The sequence below is a fragment of the Ktedonosporobacter rubrisoli genome (assembly GCF_004208415.1).
In the GTDB taxonomy this organism is placed as follows: Bacteria; Chloroflexota; Ktedonobacteria; order Ktedonobacterales; family Ktedonobacteraceae; genus Ktedonosporobacter; species Ktedonosporobacter rubrisoli.
Genome location: NZ_CP035758.1, coordinates 7,734,975 through 7,750,156, shown reverse-complemented (window position 1 = coordinate 7,750,156; position 15,182 = coordinate 7,734,975). Strand labels below are relative to the sequence as shown.

Annotated in this window: 14 protein-coding genes; 8 read left to right on the top strand and 6 right to left on the bottom strand. The window is 53.1% G+C overall.

Features of this window, described 5'->3' with window-relative positions; all coding sequences use genetic code 11:
* The first annotated feature begins 53 nt into the window (after positions 1-53).
* Positions 54-986, top strand: coding sequence for an RNA-binding cell elongation regulator Jag/EloR (gene jag / locus EPA93_RS33715; protein ID WP_129891729.1), 933 nt, complete (start codon positions 54-56; stop codon positions 984-986).
* Positions 987-1,287: 301 nt separating this feature from the next.
* On the opposite strand, the gene EPA93_RS33710 is transcribed toward jag, so the two are convergent.
* Positions 1,288-2,484, bottom strand: a complete 1,197-nt coding sequence (locus EPA93_RS33710) for an ISAs1 family transposase (protein ID WP_129885573.1) — start codon at positions 2,482-2,484, stop codon at positions 1,288-1,290.
* A 255-nt stretch (positions 2,485-2,739) separates the two neighbouring features.
* On the opposite strand from EPA93_RS33710, the gene EPA93_RS33705 reads away from it, so the two are divergent.
* Positions 2,740-3,627, top strand: coding sequence for a PfkB family carbohydrate kinase (locus tag EPA93_RS33705; protein ID WP_129891728.1), 888 nt, complete (start codon positions 2,740-2,742; stop codon positions 3,625-3,627).
* 50 nt (positions 3,628-3,677) lie between these two features.
* Here EPA93_RS33705 and EPA93_RS33700 read toward each other — a convergent pair whose 3' ends face one another.
* Entirely contained in the window at positions 3,678-4,940 is a 1,263-nt protein-coding gene (locus tag EPA93_RS33700) for a WD40/YVTN/BNR-like repeat-containing protein (protein WP_165423571.1), read from the bottom strand.
* A gap of 275 nt (positions 4,941-5,215) precedes the next feature.
* On the opposite strand from EPA93_RS33700, the gene EPA93_RS33695 reads away from it, so the two are divergent.
* The 6 genes from EPA93_RS33695 to EPA93_RS33670 all read left to right on the top strand — a co-directional run bounded on the left by EPA93_RS33695 (position 5,216) and on the right by EPA93_RS33670 (position 11,437).
* On the top strand, positions 5,216-5,758 hold the full coding sequence (locus EPA93_RS33695; RefSeq protein ID WP_129891726.1) for a hypothetical protein: 543 nt from the start codon (positions 5,216-5,218) through the stop codon (positions 5,756-5,758).
* Between the two features lie 129 nt (positions 5,759-5,887).
* Entirely contained in the window at positions 5,888-7,009 is a 1,122-nt protein-coding gene (gene gcvT, locus EPA93_RS33690) for a glycine cleavage system aminomethyltransferase GcvT (protein ID WP_129891725.1), read from the top strand.
* Positions 7,010-7,088: 79 nt separating this feature from the next.
* Complete coding sequence (gene gcvH, locus EPA93_RS33685; RefSeq protein ID WP_165423920.1) at positions 7,089-7,475, top strand: glycine cleavage system protein GcvH; 387 nt, start codon at positions 7,089-7,091, stop codon at positions 7,473-7,475.
* A 283-nt stretch (positions 7,476-7,758) separates the two neighbouring features.
* Positions 7,759-9,111, top strand: coding sequence for an aminomethyl-transferring glycine dehydrogenase subunit GcvPA (gene gcvPA / locus EPA93_RS33680; protein WP_129891723.1), 1,353 nt, complete (start codon positions 7,759-7,761; stop codon positions 9,109-9,111).
* Positions 9,108-10,595, top strand: a complete 1,488-nt coding sequence (gene gcvPB / locus EPA93_RS33675) for an aminomethyl-transferring glycine dehydrogenase subunit GcvPB (RefSeq protein ID WP_129891722.1) — start codon at positions 9,108-9,110, stop codon at positions 10,593-10,595. The genes gcvPA and gcvPB overlap by 4 nt, the downstream gene beginning before the upstream one ends.
* Before the next feature lie 548 nt (positions 10,596-11,143).
* Entirely contained in the window at positions 11,144-11,437 is a 294-nt protein-coding gene (locus EPA93_RS33670) for a hypothetical protein (protein ID WP_129891721.1), read from the top strand.
* A 109-nt stretch (positions 11,438-11,546) separates the two neighbouring features.
* Here EPA93_RS33670 and EPA93_RS33665 read toward each other — a convergent pair whose 3' ends face one another.
* From EPA93_RS33665 to EPA93_RS33650, 4 genes are all read right to left on the bottom strand, one after another.
* Positions 11,547-12,383 carry a putative RNA methyltransferase gene (locus EPA93_RS33665; protein ID WP_129891720.1) on the bottom strand — a complete coding sequence of 279 codons (837 nt, stop codon included), beginning with the start codon at positions 12,381-12,383 and terminating at the stop codon, positions 11,547-11,549.
* A 195-nt stretch (positions 12,384-12,578) separates the two neighbouring features.
* A complete protein-coding gene (locus tag EPA93_RS33660; RefSeq protein ID WP_129891719.1) occupies positions 12,579-13,130 on the bottom strand; it encodes a pyridoxamine 5'-phosphate oxidase family protein in 552 nt (183 codons plus the stop codon).
* A 175-nt stretch (positions 13,131-13,305) separates the two neighbouring features.
* On the bottom strand, positions 13,306-13,677 hold the full coding sequence (locus EPA93_RS33655; protein WP_129891718.1) for a YybH family protein: 372 nt from the start codon (positions 13,675-13,677) through the stop codon (positions 13,306-13,308).
* 150 nt (positions 13,678-13,827) lie between these two features.
* Positions 13,828-15,129, bottom strand: coding sequence for an MFS transporter (locus EPA93_RS33650; RefSeq protein ID WP_129891717.1), 1,302 nt, complete (start codon positions 15,127-15,129; stop codon positions 13,828-13,830).
* Positions 15,130-15,182 lie beyond the last annotated feature (53 nt).

The window sequence follows — 15,182 nt, the reverse complement described above, 5'->3', positions numbered from 1 at the left end:
GGCCTTTACAGGCTGCAATTTTACTTATAGTTCTAAAGGGAGGCAAGGAAACCGTGGAAAGCATAGAGGCTAGTGGCAAAAGTGTTGATGAGGCGGTGATGCAGGCCCTGGCACGCCTGGGCAAGCGCCGCGATGAGGTGGAGGTTGCCGTTTTGCAAGAGCCAAGTCGCGGGGCATTTGGCCTGGGAAGCAAGGATGCTCGTGTACGTGTTACTGTGCGTCCAGGCAGTTCCAGTGCAATAATTACGCCCGAAATGGCTGATGCTATTCTTGGCCCTGATGGTCCAGAGGTCGCTCTTCCTGAAGAAGAGTTCCCCGAGGACGAGATGTATGAGGATGATGAGGCGGAGGAATATGATGACGAGGAGGAGTATGAGGAGGAATATGATGATGAGGAGGAAGAGCTAGAAGAGGAAGAGACGGCTCCGTTCGTGGCCATTAATGCTCCTGTGGAGGCCCTGGTGGCGTCCGCCGAGGCAGAGGCTACATCGGGGGGCGAGATCCAGAATGTCGAGACTCCTTCGCGCGAGGATGTCGAGATTACCGTCGATGTTCTACAACATATTTTACGGTATATGAATATTCAGGCTTCTGTCCAGGTCCGCTCTACCACTCCTCTTACGCTCAATATTCAGGGCATTCATGAGAATCTCGGCTTGCTCATTGGGCGGCGCGGAGAGACACTGGCAGCATTTCAACTGCTTGTTAACTTGATTGTCAGTCACCGCACCAAGCATCGCATGCGCATCATTGTCGATGCTGAAAACTATCGCGAACGCCGCGAGGAAAATCTACGCTCTCTGGCGCTACGCGTTGCTCAACAGGTTCGTAACTATCGCCGTTCTATCGCTCTTGAGGCCATGCCGCCTCACGAGAGGCGCATTGTCCATATCGCTCTTTCTGATAGCAACGATATCAGTACTGAAAGTATTGGGGAAGGCGACGAGCGGCGCGTGGTGATTTCTTTAAAACGTCCCGGACGTTAATGTCCATTTCTTGACAGATAGTTTGGCGGGGATCAGGGGACAGAGCTCTCTGGCCGGGAAATCGGCTCATGGCGCTGGCAAGCTTTCCCCGCCATGATAGCTTAGTAGATACCCCACAGCAATTTCTCTCTCCTCTCTTTGACCCATGAACGCGCAAACATGCCCGGCAAAGCTCTGCTACAAGGACTTTGCAGGTTTCCAAAACGGGATTGTTAAGGGCTTCGCCCCAATATTTCCCTCTCTTCGCCGCCGTCAGGCGGCACACAAACCAGAACTGAAAAGCTCTGCCTACCAGGGCTTTTTAATTTTCCCCCAAGGCCTTGAGCAAGAGCTGAAGAGCTTGGAGTGGATGAGCATCGAAGCAGCGCATCTGTTGCCTGACATTGGTGACACCGCAAAAATCGAAGAGAGCCAGCAGAAAGGAGTGAAGAACGGCCAATGTGTGAGGAGCACATCCTTTGCGGATCTGGCACGCATCCTCTTGCAAGGTGACATCGCGACGCCAATGGAGCCGATTCTCAATGCGCCAGTGGTCGCGGATCAACTGAAGCAGGCGCAAGGGGGTTGCCTGTTGAGGTGTCAGGCTCGTGATGCCATAGACATATTCTTGGGTACAGCGCAAAGGATATTCGACTCGCCGACGGAGACAAAAGACCTGTCCAACTTCGTGCCAATCGCGGGCCAGGAAATCATTGAGTTCCGTGGAGGCTTGAATGAACCGGCACGTGAGCCGCCCGTGCCCTTTGTCAGTCTGCACCTGAGTTCGCCAATCCAGACAATCAAGGGGAGGTTCGCCAAAGAAGAGACGGAGATCCTCGGCAAGCGTGGGTTGGTTTTGCTTCACGAAGAACAGATACTCTCCACCAGAAGCGATGATCTGCTGACAGATCGATTTTTGGGTGTAAAGAGCATCCGCGCTAAGAATACGTCCTTGCAGGAAGAGCGGCGTGAGAAAGGCTGAAACGTGGGTCAGTTCTCCTTCTTTTTCAGCAACGATGTGTTCTTTGATCACAATGCCGGTCTGGGCCTCATAACAGGCGACATGATGCATTTTCTGTTGATCTTTCGCCAGATGGTGTTGGGTTCCCCGAAGAGTCTTGCCGTCGAGGATGATATGCTCTTGTTCTCTCGCAACCCGCTTTTGCGCACGTACACGGATCAGGAGATCCATGAGCTTCTGATTTACCTGAGCTGGGTCGACAGCCCGCAAGACATTGCTATAGGTGGCGACACAGGGAAAGGTGGCGCGGGTATCTGGCAGGACGTCTTGCAACCAGGCACTCCGATAGCGCACCCAGTCGGAAACTGCTTGTAATGTCGTTTCTCCTGCCATTTTCGCGAGGATAATCAGCGTCAACACGAGCGCCAAACTGTAGCGCTTTCCTTTGTTTTTGCGTCGATCTTCGAGCTGTTGCATCGCTTGATACACTGAGAGGGCTTCGCTCTCTTTGTTCCAACCTGCCAATTCACTTGCTTGGGCCATCATGGTATAGTTCATTTGGGATGAGACCTCGTTTCGTGACGTTTTGATGTACTATCACTTTACCAGGTTCTCATCCTTTTTTGGGCTGAAGTGAAGGCTTTCTCACGAACATTAAATAGCCCTGTCTGCCTACGGGATGATTCGCTTTTCGGGAAAATTTCATGTATGCTATGAGGAACATGGAGGCAGTTTTATGCTCCAGGCCGGTTTTGCCTATTGCTCATACGTCTTTGGAAATATCGCAAGTAAGCAGGAAGGAACGTACTTGTAGTGCTCCAGGCTCCCGATTTTTTGACGATTGGACATGTAACGCGTGATCTACGGCCAGATGGCTCCTTCACGCTTGGAGGCACTGTCACTTTTGCTGCTCTGACCGCCTATCGTTTAGGATTGGCGGCCGGGATAGTTACCTGTGCCGATCCCGAACTTATTTCTCAGCTCCCCACCTTCCTGCCTTCTATCGCGCTGCATGCACGGCAGTCGGCTCAGTCTACGACTTTTGTGAATCAGTATCAAGAGGGCTTTCGCACCCAGTACTTGCGCGCGCGGGGAGAGTCGCTGCAAGTCTCGGATGTTCCACAGGATTGGCTTGAGGCTCCGGTTGTGTTGTTGGGTCCGCTGGCTCAGGAGCTCGCTCCCGATTTTGTGCAGCTCTTCAGGCGTCGTCAGGGGGCGATTATCGCGGCCACACCCCAGGGCTGGCTACGCCGCTGGGATGCCGATGGGCGCGTCTGGCCAACGCCCTGGCAGGATGCGCTACGCGTCTTACCTTTTCTTGATGTCCTCATTCTCAGTCACGATGATTTGCTGCCCTTTGCCAATGGTAATCGCCAGGAGGCTGATGCGATTCTGGCGCAGTGGAGTTTGCACGTGCCTTTGCTGATTGCGACTGATGGTCGACACGGGGCTACGCTGTTTCGCCACGGAGAGACACAACGCTTTGCTGCCTATACGATTACTGAGGTCGATCCAACTGGCGCCGGGGATGTCTTCGCAGCAGCATTTCTGACGCACTTATATCGTCATGGCGATCCTGCGCGGGCCGTGGATTTTGCCAATAGTACTGCCTCGTTCTCGGTTGAGCGACAAGGAATCGAGGGGATTCCAACGCTTGAGCTGGTTGAGGAGCGCATGCGAACTTATGGCCGCTTAAGATAAAAAGGGTCCAGGGGACCTTCATCCCCCGGACTTCAGTTAGCGCCTGTCAATTAGCTTATGCGCTGCCAGGTATGCCCACCATCACTTGTACGCAGCAGGCTTTTATCTCCAACCGCCCAGCCATGAGTAGTATCCACAAAGCTAAATTCCTGGATGTTGCCCATATGCTGCGCAATCGCCTGCCAGCTGCGCCCACCATCGCTGGTTGCATAGAGGGTACCTGTGTTGCGATCGCTGGCCCAGGCATGCTGGATATCGACAATATAGAGGTTATCGCTATCAAAAGTGCCAAGGGCCGCGTGATTGGCCAGGTAGGTTGTGGCCCAGGTCTTGCCGCCGTCAATCGTCTTATAGAGCAGCAAACCATGAAAAGTGGTATTGGCTGTCAACTCTCCAGTGACATATACCGGCAAGAGCCCTTGCGCGCCAAAGAATACAGGAGGTGTGGTATGGAAAGCGACGCCGCCGCTCGGGTTGGGCAGATCGGGCAAGGATTGTAGCTTCCAGGTCTTGCCACCATCATGCGTGGCATAGAGCCAGGGATAATTAGTCGGTTCTTCGCCGGTGGCCCAACCATTCAAGCTATCTTTAAAGGAGATGCCCGATTTGATCCCGCCTCTGGGCAGTCCACTGCTCTGCTGATCGGTACCGCTCACCTTGCTCCAGCTCTGACCACCATCGCTGGTATGGAAGATGTCAACGCTTTCGCTGCCGGCGCCAGGTCCGCCCTGGGCGATAATCTCAATAAAGCCCTCGTGTGTATTTAAGAAATGTGGCATATCGCCAGCCCAGGAGTCGGGATCATTGATCTTGGAGCTCTGCCAGCTTTTCCCACCATCGCTTGTGCGCAGAACGGTAATCGGGCTATTTGGCTGCGAATTAACGACCCAGGCATATTGATTATTCATAAATGTGCCTGTGCTCTGCTCACCAAGCCGCACGTTAGGCGGCGTGACATTATACCAGTGCACGCCTCCATCGGTAGTCTTGAGGATAGAAGTCGCGGTAAGGCCCCAACCATGCTGTTGATCAACCATGCGCAAGGCTTTTAATTGCTCCTGTAATTTCTGCGCGTTGCCGCTCGGCTCGTTGTTAGTAGGAATGGCCTTTCCGCTGCTATTGCCGCTCGGGCTTGTCGGCGTTGAGCTTGCAGCCGTCTGTGAAGCATTGGCGGCTGACGGTGTGCTTGCTGCTGCTGAGACACCATCGCTACCGCAGGCGGCTAATAGACAGCTACCGATGATTAAGGCCACGATAAATCTTGCTGGCCACATACTATCCACATATTTTCTTAGATTAAGATTTTTTTGCATATACATTTTCTCCGTGATATCTGGCAAGGAGCCGTGATTATAATCGGGAGTCGCTCCTCTATCTAAATTAACGGAGGACGACGCTTGATAATCGCAAATTTTTAGTGAGCTAGTTCACTATCCTCGTGAATTGGGGATGGTAAAATGAGAATAGTGATTAGATAACAATTGGCTCTTTATAATATATTTGGGTCTCTTGGGCTGGTAGGAGCTCATCCCATCCAGATGTTAAGAGATAGACCTGTGACTTGAACCAGGACGAAAAGAGATTTGTGATGCAGCAGCAAAAAATGGAATTTTTGCAACCAGAGAGAGAACAAAAATCTTCTCGACGGAAGATAGACATCCAGGAGGTTCTCAGGCAGGAGCTAAGCGAGCGCGAGCAGCTCTTATGGTATGGGCAGCCCGATCCCTGGCAATGCGCAAGGAAGCGGCTGCTTGCGGGCATCCTGGGCCTGGCCGGATTTCTGTTCTGTGCCTTTATCTTCCTTATGTCGCTATTTGGTCTTACCACGTTTATAGTTACAATATTCTATTCTCTGATTATATTTACTCCGGCCTTCCTGGGTATTTGTACCCCCATTCGTGACTATCTGGAGGCCAGATCTACACTCTATGCTATCACCAATCAGCGCATCCTCTTTATCACCCTACGCCCACGACGTGTAGTCAACACCTATAGAGGCTCTATCGGGAATATTGAGCGTGTCGAGCAGCGACGTGGAGAGCGAGGAACGCTTACCTTTGGCACGAAACAGCAATTTATTAACATCCCCAATGCCCGCCATGTTGAGCATATTCTCCTGAATTTCCGTTAATGAGCCAGCTACTAGATGTCATGCCCCTGGTCTCGGAGGTATCGAAGAAGCCTCCTTGTTTTGCCCCTGGCAAATCTGATATAGTGAAAATAGAATACAGAAACCTCTACAGCACCTGGAGTTTTTTTTATGACAACATCCGACAAAGACGTCGCTCAACTCAAACGCACCCCTCTCTACGAGCAGCACCGCGCTCTGGGCGCACGCCTTGTAGAGTTTAGTGGCTGGGAGATGCCTATACAGTATAGCGGCATCATAGAGGAACATCAGGCGGTCCGTACGCGGGCAGGCCTTTTTGATGTCAGTCATATGGGCGAGTTTAAGGTGGAAGGGCCAGATGCTCAGGCCTTCCTGCAATACCTTGTGCCCAATGATGTCTCGAAGCTGGCTATCCACCAGGCGCTCTACACGCCGCTCTGTCTCCCTGATGGCAACACCATCGATGATCTACTCATCTATCACCTGGCCGAGCAGCATTATATGCTTGTTGTGAATGCCGGAAATATTGAGAAGGATCTGCAATGGGTTCAGAGCCAGGCCAAGCGTTTTGCGAACGTCACTATTTCTGATCAATCAGATACAACGGCCCTCCTTGCTCTGCAGGGACCGGCTGCGCTCAGTATCTTGCAGCCGCTCACGCCAGTTGATCTGAACTCTATCCTCTACTATCATTTTGTCCCGGGCCAGGTAGATGGCATTGATTGCCTCATCTCGCGTACCGGCTATACGGGCGAGGATGGCTTTGAGCTCTACTGCGCTCCCGTCGATGTGGTCAAACTGTGGAACGATCTGCTTGCTGCCGGCAAAGAGCAAGGCCTGCTGCCGGCCGGGCTAGGTGCGCGCGATACGCTGCGCCTGGAAGCTGGCTTTTGCCTCTATGGTCACGAGTTGGATGAGCAGACCAACCCACTAGAGGCGCGCCTGGGCTGGACTGTGAAGCTGAAGAAGGGAAGCTTTATCGGCCATGACGTTCTGCAGCGCGTGAAGGCAGAGGGACCCGCCCGCTTGCTCGTAGGCATCGAACTGATCGAGCGTGGCGTACCGCGCGGCGGCTATGCGATTTATGATGGTGAGCAACAAATCGGCAGCTTGAGGAGCGGAGCCCCAGGACCAACCGTCAAAAAGAATATCGCCATGGGCTTTGTTGAGGCTGCCCACGCTACTGTGGGACGCCAGGTCCAGGTTGAGATTCGCGGAAAACGCGTGGCGGCCCAGATAGTAGCGCTGCCATTCTATAAACGACAGAAATAGTCAGCAGGCGACCTTGATGGTCGCCTTTTGCGCTTATCTCTTATTTATCCTGCAGAAGGAGTGAGGAACAATGGCAAGTCTGAATCATCCAGATAACCTGAAGTATACCAAGACCGACGAGTGGATTCGCGTTGAGGGTGATGAGTGCGTGATTGGCATTACCGATTATGCGCAAGATCAGCTCGGCGATATCGTCTATGTGGAAATGACCCAGGATGCTGGCCAGAGTATTAGTGCCCACGACAAAATCGGCGATATCGAGTCGGTCAAGGCCACCTCTGAGCTGCTTTCGCCCATCAGCGGCGAAGTCGTACGCGTCAATGAGGTCCTCAAAGATAGCCCCGAAGTGATCAATGATAGCCCCTATGAGCAAGGCTGGCTGCTGGTAGTGAAGCTCTCTAATAAGGCCGAGCTCGATCAGCTTTTGAGCTCCGAAGAGTATCTGAAGTACCTTGAGGGCCGCTAAAGCCTTATTCTCTCCCTGACCGGTGAGAGAAGGGACAAGCATCCCATACCCTCTATCCTCAAAGGTAGCTAGCATAGCTATCGATGGGGTATAATGAAAAAGATTTTTAAGCATACAAGTAGCATGATTCTCTGGCAATACTGTTATACGGATAGTATCCAGTGGCAAACAGGGATCATGCTACTTTGCGATAACTACATGTCCGATCTATGAAAGCGTTCCTTGTTCCTTGCGCGATAAAGCAGCAAGGGCGCTGCTATACCTCAAGGGAGAGTTCACCAGCATGAGCTATGTACCCAATACGCCGGAGGAGCAGCAGGCAATGCTAGAGCATATGGGCCTCTCAAGCATCGAGGACCTGCTACAGCCTGTTCCGGAGAATATACGCTTACAACAGCCGCTCAATTTGCCCTCGGCTCTTACCGAGCCGGATCTCAAGCGCTTACTCACCAGGATGGCGCAGAAAAATAAAAGTCTTGATACTACAATTTCTTTCCTTGGGGCAGGCACTTATGACCACACAATCCCCAGCGTCGTTTCGCACCTGCAGCGCCGTTCGGAATTTGTTACTTCATATACGCCTTACCAGCCTGAAGTAAGCCAGGGAATGCTGCAGGCCATCTACGAATTCCAGACCATGGTCAGCCAGATCACAGGAATGGATATCGCCAATGCCTCGCTCTATGATGGCTCAACAGCCGTCGTCGAGGCCGCCCTGATGGCCCTGGGTCCCGGCGGCAAGGGAGAGATCGTTATATCTGCCGGCGTCGATCCACAGTATCGCCGCGTCTTACATACCTATGCTTTTGCGCGTGGCTTTAGCGTCAAAGAGGTTCCGACAGTCAACGGCGTGACCTCGCTGCCAGACCTGGATGCCGCCGTGGGTCCGGCGACTGCCGCTGTAATCATTCAGCAGCCTAACTTCTTTGGCTGTGTAGAAGATGTGCAAGCCATTGAGCCTCTGGCGCACAAAGGCAAAACGCTCTTCGTGACAGCGATTACCGAGCCGGCATCTTTAGGCATTCTGGCCCCTCCAGGCGAATATAATGTAGATCTGGCCGTAGGTGAGCTGATGAGCTTTGGCAATCCGATGAGCTATGGCGCGCCTGCTCTTGGCTTTATCGCCTCTAAGCAGAAGTTTATGCGCTTGCTACCAGGACGCCTCGTCGGCCAGACCATCGAGGAGGGAGGCCAGAAGCAGACAGGCTATGTGCTAACCCTGCAGACTCGCGAGCAGCATATTCGCCGCGATCGCGCCACCTCCAATATCTGCACAAACCAATCGCTGCTAGCCGTTGGCGCCACTATCTTTCTTGCCACGCTTGGCAAGCAGGGCTTCCGCGAGCTGGCCGAGCTCTGCCTGCAAAAAGCCCACTATGCCTTCCGGCAGATTACCGCGCTTCCAGGCTTTGAAGCTGCTTTTAAGGGGCCATTCTTTGATGAATTTGTGATCAAAACTCCTGTGGCCGCCAGCAAATTGCAGCAGCATTTTGAGCGCGCCAATATTATTGGCGGCTATCCACTCGGTGAGAGCTATCCTGGCATGGACGACCATATGCTCTTCTGTGTCACCGAGGTACGTACAAAAGAAGACATTGATTATCTGGTAAAAGTTTTGCAGGAGGTGCAGGCGTGAGTGTTGAGAAGCTAATCTTTGAAAAAGGCGCGCCGGGACGAAGGACCGCGACATTATCGGCCCTTGATGTGCCTGCCGAGCCCGTTGAAAACCTGCTTCCAGGCGCTTTGCTGCGCGAGCAACCGGCCCCGCTTCCCGAGGTGAGCGAGATCGAGGTTGTGCGCCACTATACCCATCTCTCGCAGCGCAACTTTGGCGTCGATACGGGCTTCTATCCGCTGGGCTCCTGTACGATGAAATACAATCCTAAGATTAATGAGGATATGGCCGGGCTGCCCGGCTTTGCGCATATCCATCCCTTGCAGCCCGATACGACGGTGCAGGGCGCGCTTCAGCTGATCTACGAGTTGGAGCAATACCTGGCGGAAATCTCGGGGATGAACCGCGTCACGCTGCAGCCTTCGGCCGGCGCCCATGGCGAACTGACCGGACTTATGCTGATCAAGGCCTATCATCAAAGTCGAGGCGAGGGCGAACGCCACCTGGTGCTTATCCCCGATAATGCTCATGGCACGAATCCAGCCAGCGCGACCCTGGCCGGCTACAAGGCTGTTGAGATCAAGACCGATGCAAGCACCGGCGGCGTTGATATGGATCACTTGCGCACGCTGCTGGCTAGCTATGCGCCGCAGATTGCCGCGATCATGCTTACCAATCCCAATACGCTGGGCCTCTTCGATGCCAATATTGTGGAGATCGCGCGCCTGGTTCACGAGGCCGGCGGCCAGCTCTATTATGATGGCGCCAATGCTAACGCCGTACTGGGCATTACGCGCCCTGGCGATATGGGCTTCGATGTCGTACACTTCAATCTCCACAAGACCTGCAGCACGCCCCACGGCGGCGGCGGGCCAGGCGCCGGACCTATCGGGGTGAATGCCCATCTAGTGCCCTTCCTGCCCGGTCCTTTGCCTGCAAGAAATAGCAAAGGTGAATATTACTGGGCCGACGCCGGCCCGCAATCGATCGGTAAGGTACGCGCTAACAAAGGCAACTTTGGAGTTCTTGTGCGCGCCTATACCTACATACGCAGCAACGGACCCGATGGCCTGCGCCATGTCTCCGAGAGCGCGATCTTGAACGCTAACTATCTTAAGCACGAGCTGGCCAGCGATTATGAGATTGCCTATCCGCTCACCTGCCAGCACGAGTTTGTGGCTACAGCCCAACGCCAGAAGGATGAGAGCGGCGTCACAGCTACCGATGTGGCCAAGCGCCTGCTCGATTTCGGTATGTATGCCCCTACTGTCTACTTCCCGCTGATCGTGCACGAGGCCATGATGATCGAACCAACCGAGACGGAGACACGCGAGACTCTCGATGCCTTTGTCGGCGCCATGCGCCAGATCGCTGAGGAATCGCGCAGCGATCCGGAGGTTGTCAAGACGGCTCCTCATACGACTGTGATCGGTAGACTCGATCAGGCTCTGGCCGCCCGTAAGCCAAATTTGCGCTGGACACCAGGTCAGGAGACGACGCACTAAATCCGCTTGATCCCAGCCTATAGGGCCAGATTCTTTAGATGAAGCATCCGCATAATAAGCTGGATGCTTCATCTATTTTTTGAGCGCCTGCCCGCACACTTTTTCTTTTTAGCCATAACTCGCTGTTACTTTACGCATAATCATTTCGTATTTGTATTTAGATGCAACACCAATTATCAAATTCAACATTTTTCTTATGTCAACATCATATTTTAATCTAAAGAAAGCTTCTGTTTGCGGACCAGGCGCTAAGCTGTTAAGGCCTGGTGGCTGTGAGCTACATGCGGCATAGCCTGCGGAAAGACAAGAAGAAGGTGTTGTTGTAGCGCGGAATTGTAGTTGCTAACAAGCCTGCCTTGATCCTGATCGCTTGCCCTTCTTGAAGAATAGCCGAGCGCTTTTCCGTTGCTGGAAAGCGCTGCATGCTATACATTACAGGCAAATCCCAAAGAGGTGGGAAAGAAGGCTAAGCCAAAGAACGTAGAGGCGAGGCGGCAGATGAGCGGTTAAGTTGTAGTGCTATTTTTTAAAGAATGTGGAGTTGTGTCATGTCTCGGATAGAAGGGAAAGTGCAGGAACGCAATATGGAAGAAAAGGAAACTTGCAACACGCCTACGACGCCTTCGCGCCAGCAAGTGCTCGTGATCCTCGACCAGCTCAATCGGGCCAGGCTCTTGCAGGAAATGGTCAATACGCCCCCTGAGAAGCGGCACGCGGATAATCTCTTTAACCAATGTTACCGCTGGCTCCAACATAATAATATCCAGTTCTATTACGATGAGACAGAGCACCTCTATTTGCTCGTCGTACCACACAAGAGTAAGGAAACTACGTCGTTATAAGCTCGTATAGCGGCGTCTCCGCAGCGGGCTGAGGGCTGCCAACTCCTCTAGATAGAGCCGTTAGCGCCTTCTCAGTCCGCCGCTAAACATACGCGCATGGAATAGAGCCTCAGATCTTTTGCAGAAGCAGGCAGAGAAAGCTCACAGTAATCGCCATTTCCGGCAGCGTCTCCAGGCTCTGGCGGGCCTCGTCCGAGAGATGCCAGTAGTTAGGAGTCATCGTGACCAGCTGCGCTATCTCTTCACGGGCAAGCTGCAGGGTATAGCTCAGACCACTTGTCGTCAGCAAATGAAAATGTGCCGCCGCCTGTTCGAGCACGTGACGTTGCTTGTGTTCTTCGATTTGCAGCAGAGGCAAAACTGAGCGTAGTTGCTGCAAGTGCTCGCTGCCCGGAATAACGATCAGCAAGAGGCCTCGCGCGCTCAGAATGCGTGCAAACTCATCCATATTGCGCGGCGCAAATACGTTAAGAATGGCCTCAACAGAGCTATCAGCGATACTCAGGCGCTCCTTAAGGTTAGCCACGACAAAACTTGCCGCTGGATATTTCTTTGCCGCCATCTTTACTGCATCTTTCGAGACATCAAGACCCAGAGCACAACTTTGTTCATAGCCAGGCTGATTGGAGAGATAGTGCAGCATATGGCCAAGATAATAACCCTCGCCACAGCCAGCATCAAGAATGCGAGGCTGACCCGGCGGCAAATAGGCATGTAGCAAGCGCGTAAGGGCATCCGCGAGCGGAGCATAATAGCCATGAGCAAAGAAGCTGCGCCTGGCGGTGAGCATCTCGCGCGTATCGCCTGATAGCTTCTTCTTAAGCAGATTGACATAGCCTTCGCGGGCTACATCAAAGGTGTGTCCATGCTCGCAGGTGAGCGTCTTGTCGATCTGCTCAAAGCCTGTCGCGCAGACCGGGCAGGTAAGAATAGTTAAACATCGCATAAGCAGGTCCCTGTCTTTACAACGAGTTCGCTAGCGTGGGTCGTGGGTAGCATCATACTACATTCTGCACGCTGATCTCAATGGCCTGCCTTTCCCGTACTTATCAGTCTTATGGGCCAGATTTTTAAGCCCTGGCCCTTGCATCCCTGCTCACAACTTTTCGGGCTGCCTCATGTTTATCGACTCTCCGTCTGTTTAGAATCGATAGCTCATAGCTCCATTGGGCTCCGTCGTTCCGATGGCAAAAATGGTCTCGGGGATAACTTCGTAGATGAGGTACGGTGGCGGCCCTGCACTCTGCGAGTTATAGTCGGCAGTCAGCGAGATCCCGTCCTCGCTTACCCTCGCAGGCCAGCCCTGCTCCTGGTACATTCTGACTAGGCGCGCCACGAGCGCCGAGTCCGTTACCCTGCTCGCTCTGCCTTCTACAACGATGTCGAAATCGTGAGTAGCAACTGTAATCACACACTGAGGGTTGTGCGCCAGGTTCCTGGCCTTGCGGGAGGCAGCTCCCGTACTGAAATACAAGGCACCATCCACCCAATCAACTCCCAAAGGCATGACGTGTGGCCTGCCATCTGGCCTGACCGTTGCCAGCCAACAGGTATGTCGATCCGGTCCACCTGATCCCGGAATCTGCGGAAAGCCCTGTTCCAGGCGCTCGTTTACCTGCGCCCAGGGGATAGGCGGCGCTCCATAGCCACTGAGATTTTGCTCAGCCCTTGGCTCACGCTTTGCCATTGTCATACTTCTTCTTCTTTGTTAGCTTGTAGCAGTACTTCGGTTAGATGAACTTTTCGAGAGATCGTTTTAAAAGCTTCTGGTAATTCGCAATATAAATTAACCTTTGCTCTTCCCCATCAGAGCCCTGAGCGAAGCTGAAAGCCTGACTCTAGGGGCTACAAGAGGCGGCGCTTCCCTTTTATTTGCTGCTAAAAGAATGGTGTTCATGAGCGATCAGCCACTTGCCATCAAGCTTGCGACAGCCAAGGGTGAGGCGCGCTGTGCTTCCGGCAACTTTGAGCAAGGCATGAGCAAAAGCTATGGTATCGCCGGTACTAACGTGTAGATCCGTCAGCTCGAAAGACCCTGGCCCTCCTGGATCAACGGCAAAGAAGAGTTCCCATTGCTGCCTGTACGCCTCCAAGCCCTGAATCTGCAGAGGGGGGATTACGTCAAAGAGCACAACATCATCTGTATGGCAGGCAAGCAAAGCATCTCTATCCTTGCTACGAACCGCATGCGTCCAGCTTGCGATCAACTCGCGGACCTGAGCTTCATTTGAGGTATCCATCACGATTGCTTCTCCTCCTTGAAAACTTCTTCGACAATTTGGCAACATATTTTAGTAAGTACGCTGATGAGTAAGTTATTTTTAAGTATGCCTAAAAAAAACAGGTGGGAAATAATTTCCCACCTGAAGCGAGGCTGCTTTAGCCTCACCTCAGCGATTGGCTGTCGACTTCACCGGCTTCACAAGGACGAAGGCGACAAGAGCCATGAGCAACGAGAGGGCTACACCGATGGCGAAGGTGATATGGGGTGTGATCCAGGGACCAACCGCAGCCTGAACCAGGGGACCCAGCATCACTGCCAGCGAGATGGCCGAGCCACGCATCCCCATCACCTGCCCGCGATTCTTATCGTTAGTCGCCGCAAGGTAGATGGCACCAATGGCCGGCGTGATCAGCGCGCTTCCCAGTCCTGTCAGGGCAGATCCCACCAGGAGCAGTCCATAGACGGGAGTCACAAACATGAACAGGTTAAGGGCGCCAAAGAGCAGGCTTCCGACGACGATAAGCGGCTTCTTCGGCATGGTCTCCGAAAGGCGCCCCAGGAAGAGTGGGAAGATCGCCATGGCCAGACCGAAAGTGCTGATAATCAAGCCATACTGAGCCGGGCTATAGTGCAGAACCTTCTCAAAGAAGAAGGGATACTGTGGGAAGACGAAGGGATAGGTAAAGATCACGCCAAAGTCGATAAGTAGGAAGGAGGCAAAGAGCCAGATCAGGTGAACAAAGCCCTGTTCCTTTTTCTGCTGCACGCCAGCTATACGATTGGCCTTTGCCTGCCTGGCTTCTAGCTTCACATGCTCGGGCAGGGTCTCGGGCACCAGGAAGATGGCCAGCAAGGAAGCAAGCAGGGCAATACCGGCTGTGAGCAGGAAGGGGCTGCTAAAGCCAAAGGTCTGACCCAGAAAGCCTCCAATGCCAGGGCCTAGCGCTAAGCCAACCGCATCGGCAGTCGTGATATAGCCGATCCAACGCCCCTGTCGTTCCTGGGGAATCGTATCGCCGATCATGGCCATGGCGACAGGCATCAGGCCAGAGATCAACATCCCCTCAACAAAGCGAATGGGAATAAAGAGCAACGGAATATTGATAAAGGCCAACAGCAGATTTGTGACAATGTAGCCGGCCAGTGAGAGAAATAGGATGGGTTTGCGCCCGATCCGCCCGGCCCAGGTTCCCATCGGCGTGCTAAAGAGGAACATCCCCAGACCAAAGGCTCCTTCCATCAAGGCAAGCGTCTCAGATCCCAGCCCCAGGGCTTGCAAACGTTGCGGAAAAACGGGAATGATGATGGCAAACCCGGTCATGAGCAGAGCAACGCAGCCAATCATGAACGAGAGGGCCAGCTTGACGGACCTTTCCTTCTTCACCGGAGCCGCTATATTGGCTTCTGCACCAATCGTATCTATCATAGTATCGAGAACGATGTCACGCTCTTGAACTGCTGTCTTCACTTCTTTTTCCTTTCCGATCTAAGAGAGGTGAGCGATATCTTAGTGAAATATCT

What these genes read in the sequence shown, in the direction of transcription:
- EPA93_RS33710 (WP_129885573.1), bottom strand. Translation starts at nt 2,484, where the DNA reads ATGAACTATACCATGATGGCCCAAGCAAGTGAATTGGCAGGTTGGAAC.
- EPA93_RS33700 (WP_165423571.1), bottom strand. Translation starts at nt 4,940, where the DNA reads ATGCAAAAAAATCTTAATCTAAGAAAATATGTGGATAGTATGTGGCCA.
- EPA93_RS33695 (WP_129891726.1), top strand. Translation starts at nt 5,216, where the DNA reads ATGCAGCAGCAAAAAATGGAATTTTTGCAACCAGAGAGAGAACAAAAA.
- gcvT (WP_129891725.1), top strand. Translation starts at nt 5,888, where the DNA reads ATGACAACATCCGACAAAGACGTCGCTCAACTCAAACGCACCCCTCTC.
- gcvPA (WP_129891723.1), top strand. Translation starts at nt 7,759, where the DNA reads ATGAGCTATGTACCCAATACGCCGGAGGAGCAGCAGGCAATGCTAGAG.
- EPA93_RS33670 (WP_129891721.1), top strand. Translation starts at nt 11,144, where the DNA reads ATGTCTCGGATAGAAGGGAAAGTGCAGGAACGCAATATGGAAGAAAAG.
- EPA93_RS33665 (WP_129891720.1), bottom strand. Translation starts at nt 12,383, where the DNA reads ATGCGATGTTTAACTATTCTTACCTGCCCGGTCTGCGCGACAGGCTTT.
- EPA93_RS33660 (WP_129891719.1), bottom strand. Translation starts at nt 13,130, where the DNA reads ATGACAATGGCAAAGCGTGAGCCAAGGGCTGAGCAAAATCTCAGTGGC.
- EPA93_RS33655 (WP_129891718.1), bottom strand. Translation starts at nt 13,677, where the DNA reads ATGGATACCTCAAATGAAGCTCAGGTCCGCGAGTTGATCGCAAGCTGG.